A 21,025-nucleotide genomic window follows, 5' to 3' on the forward strand; every position below is an offset into this window, starting at 1 on the left:
GGGAAATACGGCAGAGTTCAATTATATAGAAAATGAATTGAGCAAGGCGATCGCCCTTAATGGGGAGGCTCCAATGGCTGATCTGTACCGTGGAGCCACACATCACTCTGGAAGACAGGAATAATGATTCCCGCTTTTTCAAAGGCAATTTTGACCCGTCGCCGAAATTCCCGTGACACTTCCCACTGTTTTAGGGGCAAAGTTTTGATCCACAGCTTGATCACCATGCCCCGCTCATTGAAATTATCCACCCCCAGGACTAAGGGCGCTTCAATAATGCGCGATCGCCAATCTCGATCCGTATACATTTGTTCGGCCACTTCCCCCAACACCTTGAGGGCAAAATCTACATCAGTTTCATAGGGCACCGGAATATTGAGATCGGCCCGTGACCATTGATTTGAAAGGTTAGCGACGATCCGCACTTCTCCATTGGGAATCGTAATCAAGCGGCCTTCTGCATCCCGAATTTGGGTAATGCGGAGGTTGATATTTTCGACTAAACCCGTCACCGAGCCCACATTAATCACATCGCCAACGGCATATTGGTCTTCGAGGATAATCGAAAAACCATTGATAATATCCTTGAGTAAATTTTGGGCCGCAAAGGACACCGCCAAACCAATGATCCCGGCCCCGGCAAGGAGGGGCGCGATATTGATATTAATCGACCAAAAAAAGACCAGCAGGGCAATCACTAAAATAATCAGGGTGACGACGCTGCGCATCACCTGGGAAAAGGTTTGTACCCGCAGTTCTAGCCGTTGGTTCGACTCTTGGGTGATGAACGTAAACGCTTCGAGGGCACCATCGGCCAGGAGTTGGTTAAATTTGGCAATCAACGCATAACTCAGTCGGATTAGTAAGTAACTCACTAGGGCGATCAAGGCGAGCCAAAGAGGATATCTAAAAATGCCCAACAGCCAAACCTGGGCAATCCGCGTTTGGGGAAATAAGCCCAAGTTAATAAAAATGGCTGCGGTAATCGCGCCTCCCTGAAGCAGTTGGCTCAAACGGACTTTGACTTCCCGGAGGTTGTTGCTTTGCCGTTGGCTCAGTTGAATTGAAATGAGGGTCGTATTACCTTGGGGAAATTCTGCTTCCCGCTCCTGTTGTTTGTGGAGTTTACGCTGCCAGCGCCGCCCGAAAATTTCTAGGATTAAGGCCACCACGGCAACACCAATGGCGATCGCCACCCGTTGTTTTAAAAATGTGTCCGTTCGTTCAAGCTGAGCCCGGTCTAAGGCACTTTCAATCTGACCAATAATTTGCTCGGTGCGTCCTTCAATATCTTCGCCACTCAGTTGTGCGTCCCAGCGGGTCACGGTCATCAAGCGGATGGATTCATCATCTCCCACCTGGATTTGAATATTATTTTCTAGATCACCGTTCGCTTCCCCCTCAGATCCAACAGGTATCACTTGAATGTTTGGGGCATTTTCCGCGTCATACACCCGTTTAATTCGGTTGAGCTGGGTTTGGATATAGTTTAGCCGTGTCGAAAGTTCCGAACGGGGGGCCGCCACCTTAAAAATACAGTGGCCATCCAAATACACACACCGATCGACGATTAGCTCCTGACCATTGTTCGGCAACACCTCCCCTAGATCTGCTTCCGGTAAGGGTAGACCAAAAATCGCCCCCGCTGGTTGCTGCAATCCAAGGCTGAGGCTGATCACCAGCAGGCAGGAGGAGAGGAAAAGGAGAAAAGGCGATCGCCAAATTTTGAATAAGTGACTATATAAAAATTTAGTAACTTTCACAAATGCAAGGTGTTATGGAAACTTCAATCTTTATTTTTGGCCAAAAACAATCTAATTAACAACCCAAACCCATAAGCAGTACACGAAAACTAACTGCCCTTGCTGTCAAAGTTATACTTACGTAAAGATTCTTCCCTGGGATACTTGAAAAAAAAAAGCTTTCAATGTAGTTGTTAACTTGACTGATTTTTAACAAAAAAAATATTAATTACTCACAACAATTAAACGTAAATTTCTTATAAAGAATGATCGTTTTTTTGGGGAAGTGGGGTATATTTACTAGAGTAAGGGGCTATATATTAAGTATAAGCTCCATCCAATTACACATTCAAAATTTTGATTATTGGAGAAACAAAAATGAACTTTGTAAAAATCGCTGCTGTTGCCGCTGGTGCTGCTGCTCTTTCTCTCGGTTTTGCCTCTTCCGCAAAAGCTGAATTCGCTGCTTCCGTTTCCTTTGTAGATCAGGAAGTTGTCGGTGGTTTTGGCACTGACCAAACCGGCTTCTCTGGCTCTGTTGCTTTTGGTGACGGCTATGCCGCTGCTGCAACCGGCGCTGCTGCTGTACAGATTCCTTTTGGTCCCGACATTGTCATTACCCAAGGTTATGCTATCGGTAATGCTGAAACTTCCGTATTTATCGAAGTTAACGAACTAAATCCCTTCGATGGTGAAGAGGAAGTCGTCGAATTCACTATTGGTGAAGACTAATACTGTTTGGTCTTTGGTTTAATAACCTTGTTTTAAAGGCAAAGGCTTAGATACTGTATCTAAGCCTTATTTTTATGGTTTGATTAATGTGTAAGTAATTTCCAGAAACACATTCTCTCAGATTATCTGGCCGTGTCTTAATCTTCGTGCTTGTTGTTAGACAATTTATCCTCGATCTTAAAAATGAGGAATATAAAAATAAGCTCTTAAAAATAACTTGTCAATAACAAGGTTGCGATATCTAAACTGTTATTTGTTAATAGTACTAAGAATAAAAATAAAGATGGCGAAAAATTTACTTTTCGCCATCTTTCTGCTTTTTGAATGGAGGAACTTAAATTGACTCTTACCGAGGACCAAACGGATTGCCAGGTCGACCAACACGGAAGGTCAAAGTGTAACGATTATCAATAAAGTTATTAGTATCAAATCGATACTCATTTTGACTCCACCCCAGAGATAATCTTGGGCTATTGTAGTCAGTGCCGAAGCGGAAACCCAAGTTTGCTCCCACTAGAGCGACATTATTGCCTTCATCGTAGGGAGTATAAAAACCAGCAAAGGTAACACTTTCTCCAAAGTCAATGCCTGCGGATAAAACTGTGCTTGCATCATCAGAATTCGGGAAAAAGTCAATATTTTGATCCACACCCAGTCTGATGGAACCAAAACGAGCACCGGCACTTAATAAAAACTTACTGGCGTCTGCATCAACGAAAATATCGTTACCAATGTCGTCTGCTTGGTCAATGGCATAAACGAGAGATGTGCCGAGAGTAAAGCTGGTATTTTTATCAGCTGAACTAAACGTTTTGGCAATTTCACCCCAAACTTGACTGTAGTAGTCTCGGTCAGGATTAATGTAACCAATCAAACCAGTAAAGGCTCGCACACCTCTCTCTGGATTGAGATATTGATAATCAGCTCCTAGATAAGAACGGAACTTTTGCCCTGATTCTCCTTCGGTATAGTCCCAAAGCAGACCAGTGTAATAGCGCTTACGATTGCGAGCATCAACTTTAGTTCCGGTGAAACTTACATGGGGAATGTAGTTTGTTCGTTCACGATAAACAAGAGTATTAGGGGCGATCGCATCTCTCTCGAAAATGTCAAGACCTACCTGGGTATAAGCATCCGGAATATCGCTAAAGTCAAAGTCGATGATATCTGTTACTTCTCCAAACTCATCCAAAAACAAACCAAAGATATCAACATTGATTTGCTCTTCGTCGAGATCACCTGAACCAGCTTCTTCAAATACAGAATCTACTAAACGTGGTGCCGAGATATTTCTAAAACGAGTTCCGTTCTCGGTTACTTCAAAACTGCGATCAATTACCGGTGATAAACCAAGCCAGATCCCGTTATAGCGACCAACTGGAATGTCTGATAATTTACGTTCTTCACCTGGTGCTAATGGGGGCAGACTTTCTGCTTTAGCAATACCCGCATGATACCAAGCAAAGCTATTCGCCGGCACTCTAGCTGCATCGGCCGCTCTAAAAATATTAACGTTAATATTAGCGTTGTAGGGTTCGTCTGTTCCTTCTAGAGTAGGCTCTGCGTCCGGCAACCAAATACTCGCAAGCTGGGCAACAATATCCAACTCAACACTTTCATCATTGGGGATAATGTTGAGCGCCCGGACGGTACGACCTAAAACAGCTTCTTCGCTGTTCTGCTTGATGACTTGCCGGACATTGGCGAGTTTGGTCGTTACCACATAATCAATTTCTTCAGATCTTCTGGTAAACCGGTCTCGGCTCGTATCTTCAGCAAAACCAGAATTGCGTACATCCACATCAATACCTAACTGCTTCTCACCTTCCAACAAAGTTTCTACAGAGCCAATGTAACCATCCCCATCTGCCTCTTCAATTCTAGCTAGTAGGGATCCCGGAATAGGCTCACCATCGCCATCTGACGCAGGAACAATCTCTCCAAATTGATAGCCATCAGGAATGTCATCCCCAAGCAGAATATCTGTAGGAATCAGATTTGTCGGTTCATTTTCATCATAAACAAGTCTTACCGGTGGTGTATAGCTGCAGATAGAACCATCTGGTGGATTTTCACCTGCTTGAGGTACTAGCTCACAGGAGCCAGTAAGACTAAATCGAATACGAAAGCCCTGGATTGTTACAGGCACTTCCAATGTTGTCGTCACTTCTCTAAGCTGTTGGGCTGTCTTGACTTGGAGAAAATTCCCATGGAATTCTGTGGTTAAGACATTATCTTCAACACTGGCGCTCGTACTAGACCCTAAATTTTGCAGGATTTGGAAACCGGTGTCCCGAATAGTGAAATCTCCACTGAGAATATTAGTCGATACCTCTAGGTCAGAGAGGTGAGAAACAGGAAGTTCGTCCAGATAAACAGTGGAATACCGGGGATTTAACGTTCGAAGCTGACTGTCAGAAATGACTTGTACGTCAGTGTCTTCGCTCTGATTGTCTGATTCAGAAAGAATATCTTCTAGCTCTTGTTCTGGATCCTCTCCTTCCCCGACGATACTTTCGTCACCAACTTCTGACTCTGGCGATACTTCGTCTGGCTCAGAGAGCAGCTGCTCTAATTCTTCATCAACATTTCTGAGATTAGAGGGAGAACCGGGTTCTGAAACACTTGTGTCCCCGGCTTCATCAACACTAGGAAGCGATGATTGTCCTGTCGATGAAGCACCACTACCAGATTGAGCAATCAAACTTGTCTGTTGTCGAGTTTCAAGCTCAGGGACGGACTGAGGTTTGACGCGTCTTTTGTTTTCTTGTCTTTCTATGATCGGGCTGGAGTCTGAGAGAAGATGCTCTGCCGGATTCGCTGAAGCCGCGAAGATAGGGCCACAAGATAGAAGGATTGCAGTATAGACTACTGCCCTAATACCTTTGACTTGTTTTAAATTCTTGAAGTTCATACCCACACACCAAAATTATGCTTCTATTTTACGTAGACTTCCCGAAAAATCCGAGGGAATCCAAACTTATTTAACAAGTGAAACAATATTCTTCACATATTAGATGAGCTACTTTATTTTTCAACCACTCTTCATCAAAAATTCAAGACGATCGGAAATCTACCCTTAGACCGATTGCTTTTTATTTATTTGACAAAATAGTTGATTTGAAGTGGTGAATAGCTAGATAAACTAGGCTCTTGATTACTATTTGTTATGAAAAGCGCAAGTTTTATCGATGATTTTTGTCCTAATACTTTAAAACCACACCTAAACTTGCATAAATCACTGTTTCGAGAATTGTTTGTGACACTTTGTAGCTATTCTTAATATTTCGTGATTTGAACATAACACTCCCCACAACTCATAGTCCTGTGAAGTGTTTGCATTGGTATGTGTAAACACTTTGGCTGTATTTCATTAGTCAATTAATAGCGTGTCAGTTTTGACCCACGATAATTTACCTCTATGGTTTCAGTAGAGTGTATCTACACACAAAGGTAAAGGCCTTTAACTCTTTGGGATGTACTCGCACCGCATTTTTTGATTCTGAGGCGATCGCCTTTATTCCGTCTCTATTCCGTCGGTGCCGACAACAACTTCCCAACGGTGCGATTTTCTGGAGTGAATGTTTCCTGGGCAACCCGTTGCACATCCTCTGCGGTAATCGCAGCAATGCGGTCTAGCTCCGTGAACAACTCCCGCCAGTCTCCCGTTTGCACTTCATAGGTCGCCAACAGACGGGCCATCCCCATATTCGAATCTAGCGATCGCAACAGACTGGCCCGCGCTTGAGTTTTTACCCGCTCTAGCTCCTCAGGGCTCACTGGCTCTGTTTTCAAGCGTTCCAATTCCGCCGCAAAGGCCGCAGCCACATCATCTACGGTTTTTCCTGGAGCTGTGAGGGCATAGAGCAACATAATATTCGGATATTTTTCGCCGGGAAAACCATTAAACCCTTCCGCATTCAGGGCCACCTGTTGTTCTTCCACGAGGGACTTGTACAAACGGGATGTGCGGCCATTGCTGAGAATCGAAGCGATAATTTGGTACACCACATAGTCTGGATCCGTTAACTGGGGCGCATGGTAGCCTTCCAAGTACCACGGTTGGCTGGGCAGTTCGAGGGTGACAGAACGGGTTTCTGTTTGGGTTGGCTCCACGGGAATTAGCGGTTCCTCCAGGGCCGCAGCTTTGGGGAAACGACCAAAGTAAACCTCTGCCATGGCTTTGACCTGGGTGGGGTCTACATCTCCCACGATGGCGATGGTGAGGTTATCGGGGGTGTAGTGTTCCGCAAAGAAATCCTTAATGTCTTGGCGAGTCAGATTACGAATATCTTCGTCATAACCGATCACCGGACGACGGTAAGGGTGAGTCGAAAAGGCCGTATCAAGAAAGACTTCGACCATTTTGCCGATGGGAGAATTATCCGTGCGCATCCGCCGTTCTTCGAGGATCACCTCCCGCTCTTTATAAAATTCCCGAAAAACAGGATCTAAAAAGCGTTCCGACTCGAGGGACATCCACAGTTCTAATTTGTTGCTAGGAAAACTGTAAAAGTATTGGGTATAGTCGGCGGACGTGGCGGCATTTAACCCAACCCCCCCAGCGGCTTCAACCACTTGGCCAAAGGCATTTTGGATGACATATTCGTTGGCTTCTGCTTGCACCTGCTGAAATTCGGTTTCAAGGGTCTCGAACTGAGCCATGTCGCCAGCTTCCTTGGCTTGCTGCATTTGGTCAAAGAGTCGATCAAGACGATCTAATAGGACTTGTTCGGCCTCGTAGTTGGTGGTGCCGAGGTTTGTGCTGCCCTTGAAGGCGAGGTGTTCGAGGAAGTGGGCCACCCCTGTTTTGCCGTCGGGTTCATCGACGCCGCCCACATCGGCATAGGTGACAAAGGAAACGACGGGGGCGCTCCGGTCTTCGAGCACGATAAATTGCAGGCCATTGTCGAGGGTAAATTCGGTGATATTTTCAATGACTTGGTCGAGGTAGGGTTGAATCGAGGGGGTCACACCAGGAACCTGGGCCCAACTGATGGCGGGGGAAAGTTGCCAACTGATCACGGCGATTAAGCAACTGGCGAGTAATCTACGACGGAACAACCCTTTAAACATGGAGATTTTTGGTGATGATCTTGAAGAAAATATTCTCGTCCTATTCTAAAGGAAAGTTTTTGGAATGCCCGACGGGTTAGATCGGAAGATAGCGGCATTGATCCCCTGAAAACCGGAGAAATGGGCGACTCCCTGGCAAATTTTGGCGGGAATAAATAGTAAGATCGACGGGTCTACTTTGTCCTATCCTTGATTTTCGATGCCCATGGTTTCCCCTGATTCTGCCGCTAATCTCTCTGAACAACTTGACCGTATCCAGCAGGAATTATTAGCGATCGCCGCCCAATATGAAGGCAATGGGGAAAGGCTCCTGGAGATTTTGCGCGAACTAGAATTCACCCATCGTCAAATTTCTGAAGATTATTTTTATCCGAGTCTCCCGGAACGGCGGCGGGATCTGTACAACATCCTGCGGGACATGGAAACGGAAGGGGGATGGCCCTACATTGCGCGGCCGAAGTTACAGTTTATTTTGGAAAAGTTTTTGGCGGTGGAGTCAGAAGCTTTAGAGAATGATTCTGAGGATGACGGGGAAGAATAAAAGTAGAGCAAGATATTTCAGGCGAAACCATGGTCTCCGCTGCCCTCTACGACTGCTTAGAATTTGGCATCTCATCCCCGCGCCTTTTAGCCCGCCTAACGGCGGCGATCGCCCGGCAGTTACAGGTGGACTGGGTTTGTTTGAGGGTCGATTTAAGCCCATCCCAAAGCCTGACCGAGACCTGGCCCACGAACCTAGCCGATGTCAATTTTGTTCTACCCCAAGAATTTCATCCTGACATTTGCACCTATACCGATTTACGTCACACGCCTTACCACACTCTGATGGCCCAGGGTCTGGAGGCGATCGCCACTGTGCCCCTCCCCGCACAGCAGGCCCAGGGTTATCTATGGCTCGGTTGTCAGTCCCAAACCTTACCCCAGATAAACACCCTTGAGGCACTCCGTCCACCGCTCCAGTTGGCCCTTGGGATCTTGGCCCAGCAAAACCGCATCGTCAACTGCCAACAGTACCAACAGGCCCAGCGGGAAATTCAGCAGCTCATTGATGAAATTCAAGACACACCAAAATTATTTCAGGCCGCCAGCACCCAACTCCAAACAATTTTCGGCGTCGAGCAGGGAGGTATCCTTTTACTCAAATCAGCGAATCCCCTCCGTCAACGACAGGAACCCGATCCGACGGATACTTTGGAGCTCAAGTCTAGCTGGTCTGAGCTGCCGACCCAATGGTCGCTCCAGGACTGTGAACTCTGTCAGGTGGCTTGGCAAAAAGCGCCTCTGGTGTGGGCGATCGCCGATACCACAACCCATCCCTGGCAATCTCCTCTGGTGCGATCCCAAGTTCGTAGCCTACTCTTTGCCCCGTTAATGGGTGGGCAACTGTCTTCCCAGCACAGTCAACCGGTCTTAGGCTTTGTGATTTTGGCCCAGCGATCGCCCCGACAATGGCTCCCCGAAGAAATTCAAACCATGGCCAGCATTGCTCACCAATTGGGCCGCACGATGATCCACCACCAGGCCCTCCGGCAGGTGCAATCCCTGGTCGAAGAACGCACGAGTCAATTGAAATGGAGCCTTGAAGTCCAGGCGAAACTTAGTCAACAGATGCGGCACCAAATTCAACAACTGCGGCACCTTAATCGCTTGAAGGATGATTTTTTGAGCACTGTTAGTCACGAACTCAATACCCCCCTGGCAACGATGAAGCTGGCGATTAAAATGCTCAAACAACCGGGGCGATCGCTAGAAAAACAACGGACTTATTTAAACATCCTCGATCAAGAACTCAACCGAGAAAGCAAACTCATCCACGACCTGCTCCAGCTCCAACAGGCAGAGGCCAGTGAATTTGCCCTCAAACCCCAACGCCTCGCCCTCGGCCCGGCCCTCTCAGAGCTTGTGCAAAAGTTCCAAGATCGTTGGACTCCCCTCAAACAACTCCAGTTTCACCTCCGGTTTAAGCCCAAGGCTCTCAGCACAAAATTGCAATTTGAGACGGATCCAGAACAGTTTCTCAATGCCATGAGTGAACTCCTCACCAATGCCGGGAAATATGCCACCCCCAAGAGTAACGTTACCCTCAGCGTTGAATATTTGGGGCGATCGCCCGCCCGGATTCAAATCCGCCTTTGTAACGATGGGGCCGCCATCCACACCGAAGAACAATCCCAAATTTTTGATAAATTTCGTCGGGGCACCGGGGCCACAGCCCAGGCCATTCCTGGTACTGGTCTTGGTCTCGCCCTCGTGAAAACCATTGTTGAACATTTAGAAGGTAGCATTACCGTTTCTAGTGACCCCAATCCTCACCGCAATGATTACCGCACGTGCTTTCTATTGGATTTTCCCCAGGTGATCGCCGGGTTTTAACGGGCGAATTTTTAGATCAATATAATTAACGACTTACTCCTCTGCATCCACGGTTTGGGGCACAAGCCTCGGATAAGGCAGACCTTGGTGGGCGAAGGCTTGTTTCGCGCGACGGATTAAATCCGTTTTATAGATAAATTCATCCCTCGCATCCATGGGATAGCAACGGAGCTTAAATTGGGTGCCCCACATTTTTTCTTGCATCACCACCACAATCGGCAACTTAAGCTGGGTATATTTGCTGCTGTAGGCCGCTTGGTAGAGAATTTGGATCACCTGCTCCACATCAACGCCATGGCCAAAGAAAAAGTCCGTGGCGACCTGGGCTTCGAGTTGACCGCTATTGGCATTGGAAACCGCCTCTGTCCAGGTTTTGTTATGGGGAATGGTGACGAGGTTATCGTCGGGGGTCTGGATCTGAATCCCCCGCAAGCCATAGCCAACGACCTCGCCATAATGTTCGCCAATTTTAATGCGATCACCAACGCGGTAGGGCGCTTCAAACAAGGCCACGGCTCCGGCAATGATCGAACTGACATAATCCTTAAAGGCAAAACCCAAGGCCACAGCGATGGTGCCGGTTAGGGCAATGAGATTGTTTTGGGAGAGATTAAAAAATAAGTTCAGCAGATAAGCGAGGATTAAAATTAGGATCAAGCCCTTCCAGAAGGGGATTGATTGTTTAATCAAGAGCCGCAAGCGTCGGGGCACCCGTTCCGACAACCAGTTAATGGTGCCTTGGATCAGGGCCATCGTGCCATAGGCAATGGCGATCGCCAGCACAGCCCGGAGGATTTTTTGGATCGTGAAATCCGTTAAAAGTCTTTGGGATAAATTTTCAGGCGGGTCAACCTGGGCCAAGAGGGTGAACCATTCAGACATCGGCACAAAGGATACTCCCATCGATTAATCTTCCCCCACGAAAAAATTGTTATTGGCCAGCTCACTTTTGAGGCGGATATAGTGGGCCGCTTGGATGGAGAGGGCCCCTTGATTTTCCCGCAACACCCCCTGGCGGAGGAGCCACTGGATCCGCGCTTGGATGCGATTCCGGGATTCTCCCAAACTCAAGGCCAGATGGGCGCGGCTAATTTGGCCATGGATCAAGACAGAATGGAGAATGTAGAGATCACCACTGGCTAAGCTAGGAAGACTGGGTAGGGCTGGTTTAATACTCTCAAGGGTGAGGGGCTGTTGGTGCGGATCTGTTGCGTCGAAATCAAATTGGAGGTTTGGGTGTTGCTCGATTTGCTCTTGGTGAATCCGTAAGCTTTGGAGCCAAAGATTTGCGGCGATTTGACCTGTGCCGTCGGCTTGACTAGCGAGATTTTGCCAATCATCGAGACGCTCCCCTTTAGGAGAACCTGATTCAGCCGTATCCTCTGGCGGGTCTTCGGGGACATTAGGGGGTGGCAAAACCACCTGGGCAATGGGTTCTAACCAAGTCTGGAGCGTTTCCCCTTTTAACTTAGGCAGGGTGTCCACATGGCTAAAATAGGCGCTAATTTGTCCCACAAAATCCAGAAAGTCCCAGGCCCAATGGTTACAACTCATGATCCAGAAACAGTGGCGATTTTGAATGGTGATATCCCGGAGGGTCTCAATGCCTTCCCAACCGCCAATACACCGGAGAAAACATTGCTCTAGACAGGGAATAATCACCAGGGTTTGCCGTTGTTCTAGTTGATCCACAGTGGGCTGATCTTGGCGATCGCCTGGGCTGAGATCAATCTGGGGATAAAGTTCTAGGGCTTTTTGGATCTGTTGGCTAATGTGTCTGGGGTGGAGGGGGCGCTGTAGACAATCCAGGGGAGTGAGGATTTCCAGATCAGGGAAAGTTTGGCGGGGAATACTCTCACTCAAAATTTTGGGGAGCGGCTCCACGGGATTGCCCAGGAGCACAAAACTGTTGGGGGCTTCTAAATTGGTTTGCCAAGTTTCAATGGCCTCGGTAATGGAGGTTTTGACAGGCGCACAATAGCCCTCTGGACTCGCCAGGGTTTCCAGTTGACGCGCCAACTGGAGGGACAGGGTATCGGGGAGTTCTACCAAGTCGGCAGCTTCTTCCGTGGTTGCCTGCTGCTGGGTAAACCAGGTGTGGAACTGCTGTTTGAGGGAGTCAACAAAAAGAGGTGCCATGGCATCGGTAGGGGAAAGCTACAGGGCGATCGCCAATCCATTCCCGGAGGAATCATCGTTATCAAGCCCATTTGCTCACAATTTGTCCGCCATTTTAGGGGATATTTGCAGAGCAGCCGACTTTTTCATCAAGATTGCGTCATTTTACCCAATGGCTCCTCCGGCGATCGCCACAATTTCGTCGCGAATTAATATCTTTGTCGTTTTTAAGAAATATACAAAAAATCGTTTATTGCCAGGGTGATTCGTTATCACAGAAGAGAGAATCAGAGGGCATTGTATGGGGTTTCCACGTCGCTTTGTTAAATTTCTCTTACTGGCCTGTTTAAGCTGTCTGTTGGCGATCGCCGGATTGTCTGGGTGCCAACAAATCCTCCAAATCAGCCAGGTCACCAACCAAGCCGCGCCTTTTCCCGCCGTTGCTGCGCTCCCTTTACCAGAACTACCCGACTGGATCACCGAAATTAGCCCCACCGGAGAAGCCGCCGACCTCGCCCAAATCAGGATTCTGTTTAAACATCCCCTGATTCCCGTCGCCCAACTCGAAAGCCCCCAGGAAACAGCCCTCCTCCAAAAGATTGAGCTGATTCCCGCCATTTCTGGGCAATTTCGCTTCCTCACACCGAAAATGATTGGTTTTCAAGCCGACCAACCCCTGCCCAAAGCCACCCGTTTCCAAGTTACTCTCAAGTCCGGTTTAGGGGATCTCGAAAATAATCAACTCACGGAAGATTTAGCTTGGACATTCCAAACACCCCAAATTCGCCTCAGCAATTTACCTGGGGTTGTCGGTACCTTGCCCGAAGATGCAGAACCCTTGGGTCTTGAGGAAGAAAGCACAGTGACTAGCAACACCCAACTCGACCTAGACTCCCTCAAGCAACATACTGTTTTTGTCAGCGGCCAGAGCAAAGTTAAGGCAACTGTTACGATGCAGGAACCGCCAGCAGATATTCTTTCAGACGGTCAATTCGATCCCGAAAAAACCTGGCAATACATTGTTAAACCCCGTCAACCTTTACAGAAAGCAAGTCAATACACCCTGGAATTTCAACCGGGAATCGCCCCAGACCAAGGCAATTTGCCCACCGAAAAAAGCTTTCGCTCCGTCTTTAAAACCTATGCGCCGTTGCGATATGAAGAAATGACTTTTTATGGGCAACCGGATGCGGGGGGAGCCTATGGTCGCTTTGTGAAAGGGAGCGCCCAACTGGTTTTTAATAATGGTTTAGATGCGGATGCAGCGGTGGAAAATATTACGATTAGCCCGAAGCCGGAGGGGGATGATCTCGCCGTTCGTACCTATCCCGGTAGCCGCTCGGTGGATCTGAATCCGTGGGTGCTCCAACCGAATACTAATTACACGATTACGATTAGCAAAAATCTCAAGGATCAATATGGGCAGACCCTCGGCAAGGATCAAACCATTACCTACAACCCCGGTGATGTGGCGGCGGATATTTGGGCGCAACGGGATCTGAATATTTTTCCGGCGGGGACGGATCTGAATCTTGATATTGAAACGATTAATTTACCTGAAAGCAAGTTTCAGGTGGGTTATCGGGTGGTGCAACCGACGGATTTGGTTTACGCGGCGACGGCTTATCCGCAAAATAACAGTACTGATTTAGTGCCGTCCGAAAGCAGTTGGGAAAGTATTCCAGTCAAACAACCGAAAAATCAGTTGGTGAAAACGCCGATTCCGATTCGGGAAAAATTGGGTGGGAATACGGGTTTACTCGCCTACGGGATTACGGCAAAAACCAATACCTATAAGGATCAGAATAATCAAACCCAGTGGCGATCGCCACAATATTATGGCTTGGTGCAGTTGACGAATTTGGGGGTGTTTGCCCAGTGGTTTCCGGAGTCGGGCATTGTGCGGGTACACCATCTGGATACGGGGGAGGCGGTTTCTAATGCCCAGATCGAAATTTATCAATCCAAGTTAGATCAAAAAACGAAGGGCAATCCCCAAGCTTGTTTTACTGGGCGAACTGATGGGGGTGGTAATTTACTCGTTGCGGGAAATGGCTGGCGGAGTTGTTTGCAGGGTCAAGAATATGCGCCGCAATTGCTGGTGATTGCCCGCGAAAATTCGGACTGGGCTTTTACACGCACCGATGAATACAGCGGTTCCTACGGGTATGGGATTTATGCCGATTGGGATAATGGGGAAACCCAAGGGCGGGGCACAATTTTTAGCGATCGCCAACTGTATCAACCGGGCGAAAAGGCTTATTTTACAGGGGTTGCCTATTATTTGAAAAATGGGAAATTGCGGCAGGATATTAACCAAAATTACAAAGTGATCCTGAGTAATCCAGAGGGGAAAGAGACGACCTTAGGGACGTTTCAGACGAATCGCTATGGCACATTTACCGCAGAATGGGATGTGCCGAAAACACAGGATTTGGGGAGTTATTACCTCCGCGCGGAAGCACCGAATGGGGTGAATATTTACGGGGATTTTCGAGTGGCTGAATTCCGTCCACCGAATTTTAAAGTAGACCTCAAGCTCGATCAAAAATTCGCCAAGATGGGCGATCGCCTGACGGCTACGACCCAGAGCGATTATTTGTTTGGTGCGCCCGTGAGCAACAGCAAGGTGAATTATTACGTCACCCGCAGTCGCGGTTATTTTCAACCGGAGGGGTGGGACGAATTCCAGTTTGGGCGGCAGTGGCATTGGTCGGAAACGGAGCCGTCCATTAGTAGCGATGTGTTGCAAACGCAAAAAACCTTAAACGATGGCGGGCAAAGTTCCCAAACCATCGACGTGGCGCGGGATCTGCCCTATCCAGTGACCTATCGCGTGGAAACAGAAGTGACCGATGCGGCGAATCTATCCGTGTCCAATACCCAAACCTTTACCGCGTTGCCCGGCGATCGCCTGATTGGGATCAACCATGATTTTGTTGCCGATGCGGAAAAACCCTTTAAAACCCAAGTGATTGTCACCAGTCCCGACGGGAAAGCGATGGAAGGGCAAACGGTCAAATTAGAATTGCAGAAGGTCAATTACAGCGAAGTTTCCCAAATTATCGAGGGATCTCAAGTTAAACGCCCCCAAGTGGAATACGAGGCGATCGCCAGCCAAACTATTAAATCTGCCGCCAAACCCCAAACCGTAGAATTAACCGCCCCCAATAGTGGTTCCTATCGCCTCCATGCCACCATTAGCGGGCAACCCGATGCCGCCGCCACCGATAGTTTCATTTGGGTCAGCGGTGCGGGCTGGTTTAATTGGGGTGATCGCTTCGACAATAATCGCGTCGAAGTGACCCTCGACAAAGATGAATACAAAATTGGCGACACCGCGACAGCATTAATTCAATCCCTCTACCCCGAAGCGGAACTGTATTTTTCCGTGATTCGCCACGGCGTACTGTACGAAACCCAGCAAACCGTGACCGGAGCCGCCCCCCAGGTGCAATTTACCGTTACGCCGGAGATGTTGCCCAATGCGGCGATTGAAGCCGTTTTGATTCATAAGGGGGAATCCATCGAAGCTGCCCGCAAAAATGGTGTGGATAAGCTGATGAAAATTGGCTTTGACGATTTCCGCACGAGCCTCGCCGAGAAAAAATTAACCGTCGCCATTCAGCCCCAGCAGAATCAGGTGATGCCCGGTGACGCACAAACCTTAAATCTGCAACTCAAAGACCAAGCGGATCAACCCGTTGCCGGACAGTTAACGGTGATGGTGGTCAATGAAGCGATTTTGCAATTGACGGGCTATCGTCCTCCCGATCTGCTGGCTGAAATTTATCGCGATCAACCGATCACCACCCGCTGGGCAGACAATCGCCCCGATGTGACCATTGCGCCGATGGACTCGACCGAAGCAAAAGGTTGGGGTTATGGCGGTGGCGCATCCTCGGCTTTAGCAAATACCCGCACCCGCACCGATTTTAAGGCGATCGCCTTTTATGATGGTTCCGTTTTAACGGACAGCAACGGTCAAGCGGTCGTCTCCTTTACGTTGCCCGATGACCTGACCACATGGCGCGTTCTCGTGGTGGCAACAGATGATCAAATGCGTTTTGGTAATGGCGACGAAACCTTTATCGCCACCCAATCCCTGCTCACCAATCCCGTTCTCCCCCAATTTGCACGGGTAGGCGATCGCCTAGAGGGGGGAGTGATGGTCACCAATACCACGGGTTCCAAAGGTCGCTTAAACATCGAAGCCCAAGTACAGGGGGCGATGGAATTTGTCCAAGGGAATAAACAACGGCAAACGCAAACCGCCGAAATTGGCAATAATACCGAGGTGTACCGTTTTCCGATGGTTGCCAACGAAGCCGGAACCGCCACCTTTAAATTTACAACCCAGAAAAATGGGGTCGCCGATGCCGTGGAAGTGCCCCTCGACGTGAAGCAATTAGCGGTAAAAGAACAGGCGATCGCCACGGGGATTTTGACCGAGGCTGAAGTAAAAATTCCCCTGAACATTGATCGGCAAGTCGTTCCCAACCAAGGCGGTTTAACGGTCACCGTTGCCAGTACCCTAATCCCAGAATTAACTGCCCCGGCCCAAGATACCTTTAACGACGACGATTTCCCATTCCTCGAACCCACCGCCAGCCAGTTGCTCATTGCCGCCAATTTAGAAATCCTCAAACAGCGGTATGGTCAAGCCTTTGCCAATTTCAATAGCCAAGCCGAAGCGAGCCAAGCCCTCACCCACTTAACCCAATTACAGTTAACCAGTGGTGGCTTTGCCTCCTTCCCCGGAGACGACACCCCCGATCCCTACGTCACCCCCTACGCCGCCGAGGCGATCGCCCTTGCCCAGCAAGCCGGATTATCCGTTGATGAAAATGTGGTGAATAAGCTTAGACAATACCTCGATCAAACCCTTGCCAATCCTGCCCAATTTAGCGAATGCAGCACCACCAACTGCAAAAATACCGTCCGCCTCGAAACCCTCTTAGCCCTTGATCAATTCGGGGATGTGCGCGGCGATTTTGCGGCAACCCTGTACGATGCCCGCGAGGAGTTTGATGCCGTCGGCAAAATTAAATTAGCCCGCCACCTCTCCCAACTGCTCGATTGGCAAATCCAAGCTCAGGAGTTAGCGGATGAAGTCAACGAGTTAATTTATCAAACCGGACGCACCGCCCAGATTAATTTGCCCCAACGCTGGTTTTGGTATCACTCCAACACCACCGCCCAATCCCAAGCCCTCCGCCTATTTGCCGAGATCAAACAAACCCCCGCAAGCCTCAGCCAAATCTTGCAAGGGTTGCTCGATCAACGGCGCGATGGCACCTGGCAAACCAGTTATGACAATGCCCAAGCCCTCACCGCCTTAACTGCCTACAGCGCAACGGAATCGATTCCGCCCAGTTTGAGTGGCGCTATCAAGCTTGACCGTAAACAATTGGGTGAATTTAATTTCCAAGGCTACGAAAATCTCAGTGCCACCGTCGATGTGCCGATGCAGGATCTCCCCAAAGGCAATAGGGATCTGATTATCCAAAAAGACGGCGACGGCAAACTCCATTACCTGAGTGAATTTAACTATCGCCTTCCCGGCAGCCAACCCGGCAAACTAAACGGATTGCGCATCACCCGCTATATCCGCCCCGCCAACCAAACTGAGGTTATTCGTAAATACGGACTGTACGACCTCAAAGAACCCTTTAGCATTGAAGCAGGGCAAGTCTTTGACATTGGTTTAGAAGTAATCACCGATCATCCCGTAGATCATGTGTTGATTAGCGATCCCCTGCCCGCCGGCTTTGAAGCGATTGACACTGATTTTCAAACCGCCACCACCTATTACCAACCCCAGCAGGACGCCTGGCAACTCAGCTACCAAAAAATCTATAAAGATAAAGTCGTTGCCTACGGCGATCGCCTGAATGCGGGCGTTTACAATTTGCACTATTTAGTCCGCGCCATCACCCCCGGCAGCTTTGACTATCCTGGGGCTGAAGTGTCACTGCAATACAACGCCGAAACCTTTGGCAGAAGTACTTCTTCGACGTTAGAGGTGAATTAGGCGGGGAAAATCCGCAGGCGGCGATTGGGTTCTTCCCCAAAGCTCGATGATTGCAAACGGTAATGTTCAATCAATTCATGTTGCATCTTACGGATTTTGGCCGAACGGGGCAGCAGTTCCACGGGTTGACCCTGGGGAATGACGATTTGCTCCACTGCTAGACGGGCTTCTTCGAGGGCATCGATTTCATCATCGCTATTGCTTTGGGCAAATAACCGTAAATCTGTCGGTTCTTGGTTTTGGGGATCATCTAAATTCAAAATGCGCCGCAAACCCCGCGTGATTTGGGGGATTGTATTAGACTTCACCGCATGGATCGGCACATGGCAAGTTTGAGCAATTTGACGCAATTTAGAATGATTTTTCAACTGCGATCGCAACGCTAAAACCGCATCGGCCCCTTCGAGATCTTTGGTGAGTTCGATGGGCAGCCGCAAAATTTCGATCACCTGCTCTAGCTGCGATCGCCCCACGCCATAGGGATACACATAAACCGGATAATCCTCTCCATTGGGGCCAGGCACCCGCACTTTTTCCTGCTGTTGTGGATCGCGGGCAATCCAGGATTGATCAATGAGGGGATCAAGGGCGTTGCTTCTAGGGGAAACTAATTTTTTTTTCTGGCTACCGAAAGGGAGAGGAGCCATTTTGCCAGAAGCACGCAGTCCCCGTGGACGGCTGGGTTCAGGGGCCATCTTTGTTTGGGGGTTCCAGTTAGGAATCTCGACGGGATGCTCCATTTCCTCGGTGATTTTCACGTGGCCTTGATCATCGACAGTGCGGACTTCCAGTAACGGTTGGTGACCCCGCAAGAGGGTATCAATGGTGATCGACACATCACTATGAACCACCCACCGTTGCCGTTCTAGCATTTCTACGGCCACATCAAAGGTTGGAGGCGCTTTTCGTTCGAGGACGGTTTTTTGCGATCGCCGTTTGCGAGCCTCCTCATCCCCCAGGGTAACGGCTTGGATGCCGCCGACAAGATCCGAGAGGGTGGGGTTTTTAATCAAGTTTTCGATGCGATTACCGTGGGCTGTCCCGACAAGTTGAACACCCCGTTCGGCAATGGTTCTGGCGGCCTGGGCTTCAAGTTCTGTACCAATTTCATCGATGATAATCACTTCAGGCATATGGTTTTCCACCGCCTCGATCATCACCTTATGTTGCAATTCCGGGGTAGCCACCTGCATCCGGCGGGCGCGACCAATGGCGGAATGGGGAATATCCCCGTCCCCGGCAATTTCATTGGAAGTATCGATAATCACCACCCGTTTGCCAAAGTCATCGGCGAGAACCCGCGCAATTTCCCGCAGCGCCGTAGTTTTACCGACCCCAGGCCGCCCCAACAGGAGAATCGATTTACCGCTTTCAACGAGTTCCTGGATCATCAAAATCGTGCCAAACACGGCGCGACCGATGCGACAGGTTAAACCAACGATGTCCCCCTGGCGGTTGCGCATGGCACTGATCCGATGCAGGGTGCGTTCGATGCCCGCCCGGTTGTCGCCACTAAACATCCCCACCCGCTCTACGGAATATTGCAAATCTTCGCGGCTAATGGGGCGATCGCCTAGGTCTTCGGTGCTGTTTTCAAAGCGAGCTTCGGGGATGCGACCGAGATCCATCACCACTTCAATCAGGGCGTTTTTATTGGGGTGGTCGGCGAGGCGATCGCGGATCGCATCGGGCAAAATCGTCAGCAGTTTTTCGAGATCGTCCGTCACGAGGCGACGGTGGGCCGGAAAAGCGGGGGATTGGGGTGCAGTCATAGACTAAGGCTTGGGTTTAACGAAGATTTTAATGGATTTATCAACTGGGTGGCGTGGGCGATCGCTTGGTCAAAGCGTTCGGGATCGCTTTCGAGGGGTTGCGGCTGCATTTCAACGGCATTTTCAAGGATCGGTTGGAGGATTTTTCGGGCATAACCGCCAAAGGCAACCCCAGCAATAAAAGGCCCTTGACCTTCATTTAATAGACCAAGATGTCGCAATTTATCGAAGGTGTGATTATTCGTACCGCCCGCCAGTTGCACATACCCCGGCAAGCCGCTCTGGAGAACCTTCTGGGCGAACTGGATACTGGCATGAATTGTCCCTTTGCCGATGTCGCCACTCATCGGTCGTCCGTCGGTCTGCCAAAGGAGGAGACAGTCGAGGGGCTGAATTTCTATGAGCAATTGTTCGAGATAAGACAACACATCGGGATGATCCTGGCAGCTAATCGCAAGTAATTTGAGGTGATGGTGGACGGGTTTGAGGGTCTGCCAGAGTCGCTGAAAATCCGCAAAATGGCCCACTTGGGTATGAATCTCTACCGCATCGATCGCCATGGTCGTGATCATCTCGGCAGCACTTTGAGGGCTGGAAATGTAATTTTTTGCTTCAATCAAACCCAGGGGACAAATAGGCAGACAGCGACCACAGCCATAGCAGCGATCGCCAATTACACCCGTGTGATCAATCGCTAGGGCAGGACAAACGGTTTCGCAGGGGCGTGGGCAATCGGCGGGACAACGATTTGGATTAAAAAACGCTTTGCGGAAGTGGGGATCTTCGGCGTCATTAAGGCTAATCATCAACCAGGGTTTGCCCTGCCATTGGGGAAATTTTGCGGGATTTTGACGGGCGATCGCCTCCGCCTGGGTGAGCGCTTCCTGGGCCATGGTCACCACCGCCGGATCGGCGGCCACATCAATGCAATCGGCACCCACTAAGCTATAGACGAGGGTCAAATCACGGATGGCGGGGAGATGCTGAAAACTCGCACCACAGATGAGTTTGAACCAGTGGCCAGCGGTGAGGGATTGGGCAGGAAAAAGAGATTGCTTCACCCCTTTATCGTAACGCTCTAATTTTCCCTTTGGAAAGTCTTGATCAGGAGAGAAAGATGTAAAAAACCGTAAGGGCGATCGCCTTTCTCCCCGACCTCTAACCCACAATAGAAAGAA

The 21,025-nt window shown here is 49.2% G+C and carries 12 protein-coding genes; 5 read left to right on the plus strand and 7 right to left on the minus strand.

All coding sequences use genetic code 11. The annotated features are described in order from the left end of the window. Window positions 1–56 precede the first annotated feature (56 nt). Window positions 57–1,763: a mechanosensitive ion channel family protein gene (locus AACT35_RS12175; RefSeq protein WP_099239709.1), complete on the minus strand. Its 1,707-nt coding sequence runs from the start codon at window positions 1,761–1,763 to the stop codon at window positions 57–59. Window positions 1,764–2,120: 357 nt separating this feature from the next. Between AACT35_RS12175 and AACT35_RS12180 the strand changes: the two genes are divergently transcribed. Continuing rightward, window positions 2,121–2,474, plus strand: coding sequence for a hypothetical protein (locus AACT35_RS12180; RefSeq protein WP_099239711.1), 354 nt, complete (start codon window positions 2,121–2,123; stop codon window positions 2,472–2,474). Window positions 2,475–2,820: 346 nt separating this feature from the next. Here AACT35_RS12180 and AACT35_RS12185 read toward each other — a convergent pair whose 3' ends face one another. Both AACT35_RS12185 and AACT35_RS12190 read right to left on the minus strand, forming a co-directional pair. Further along, window positions 2,821–5,388, minus strand: a complete 2,568-nt coding sequence (locus tag AACT35_RS12185) for a hypothetical protein (RefSeq protein WP_143596797.1) — start codon at window positions 5,386–5,388, stop codon at window positions 2,821–2,823. A 614-nt stretch (window positions 5,389–6,002) separates the two neighbouring features. Then, window positions 6,003–7,550 carry a M16 family metallopeptidase gene (locus tag AACT35_RS12190; RefSeq protein ID WP_099239715.1) on the minus strand — a complete coding sequence of 516 codons (1,548 nt, stop codon included), beginning with the start codon at window positions 7,548–7,550 and terminating at the stop codon, window positions 6,003–6,005. Between the two features lie 199 nt (window positions 7,551–7,749). On the opposite strand from AACT35_RS12190, the gene AACT35_RS12195 reads away from it, so the two are divergent. Both AACT35_RS12195 and AACT35_RS12200 read left to right on the plus strand, forming a co-directional pair. Further along, the gene (locus AACT35_RS12195) at window positions 7,750–8,091 is read left to right on the plus strand and encodes a hypothetical protein (protein WP_030007807.1); all 342 of its coding nucleotides are present in this window, start codon (window positions 7,750–7,752) and stop codon (window positions 8,089–8,091) included. 29 nt (window positions 8,092–8,120) lie between these two features. Further along, entirely contained in the window at window positions 8,121–9,923 is a 1,803-nt protein-coding gene (locus AACT35_RS12200; protein WP_099239717.1) for a GAF domain-containing sensor histidine kinase, read from the plus strand. 33 nt (window positions 9,924–9,956) lie between these two features. On the opposite strand, the gene AACT35_RS12205 is transcribed toward AACT35_RS12200, so the two are convergent. Together AACT35_RS12205 and AACT35_RS12210 are read right to left on the minus strand one after the other, a co-directional pair. Beyond that, window positions 9,957–10,805, minus strand: coding sequence for a mechanosensitive ion channel family protein (locus AACT35_RS12205; protein WP_339374617.1), 849 nt, complete (start codon window positions 10,803–10,805; stop codon window positions 9,957–9,959). 24 nt (window positions 10,806–10,829) lie between these two features. Then, the gene (locus AACT35_RS12210; protein WP_099239721.1) at window positions 10,830–12,062 is read right to left on the minus strand and encodes a hypothetical protein; all 1,233 of its coding nucleotides are present in this window, start codon (window positions 12,060–12,062) and stop codon (window positions 10,830–10,832) included. Between AACT35_RS12210 and AACT35_RS12215 the strand changes: the two genes are divergently transcribed. Together AACT35_RS12215 and AACT35_RS12220 are read left to right on the plus strand one after the other, a co-directional pair. Beyond that, window positions 12,061–12,306, plus strand: a complete 246-nt coding sequence (locus tag AACT35_RS12215; protein ID WP_099239723.1) for a hypothetical protein — start codon at window positions 12,061–12,063, stop codon at window positions 12,304–12,306. The genes AACT35_RS12210 and AACT35_RS12215 overlap by 2 nt on opposite strands. A 36-nt stretch (window positions 12,307–12,342) precedes the next feature. After that, window positions 12,343–18,075: an alpha-2-macroglobulin family protein gene (locus AACT35_RS12220; protein WP_099239725.1), complete on the plus strand. Its 5,733-nt coding sequence runs from the start codon at window positions 12,343–12,345 to the stop codon at window positions 18,073–18,075. Here the strand turns inward: AACT35_RS12220 and AACT35_RS12225 are convergent. Further along, window positions 18,072–19,847, minus strand: a complete 1,776-nt coding sequence (locus AACT35_RS12225) for a R3H domain-containing nucleic acid-binding protein (protein ID WP_099239727.1) — start codon at window positions 19,845–19,847, stop codon at window positions 18,072–18,074. The two genes, AACT35_RS12220 and AACT35_RS12225, sit on opposite strands and share 4 nt — an antisense overlap. Beyond that, entirely contained in the window at window positions 19,844–20,908 is a 1,065-nt protein-coding gene (gene ldpA / locus AACT35_RS12230; protein WP_099239729.1) for a circadian clock protein LdpA, read from the minus strand. The genes AACT35_RS12225 and ldpA overlap by 4 nt, the downstream gene beginning before the upstream one ends. Window positions 20,909–21,025 lie beyond the last annotated feature (117 nt).

Source organism: Synechococcus sp. BDU 130192 (genome assembly GCF_963876085.1).
GTDB lineage: Bacteria > Cyanobacteriota > Cyanobacteriia > Cyanobacteriales > MRBY01 > MRBY01.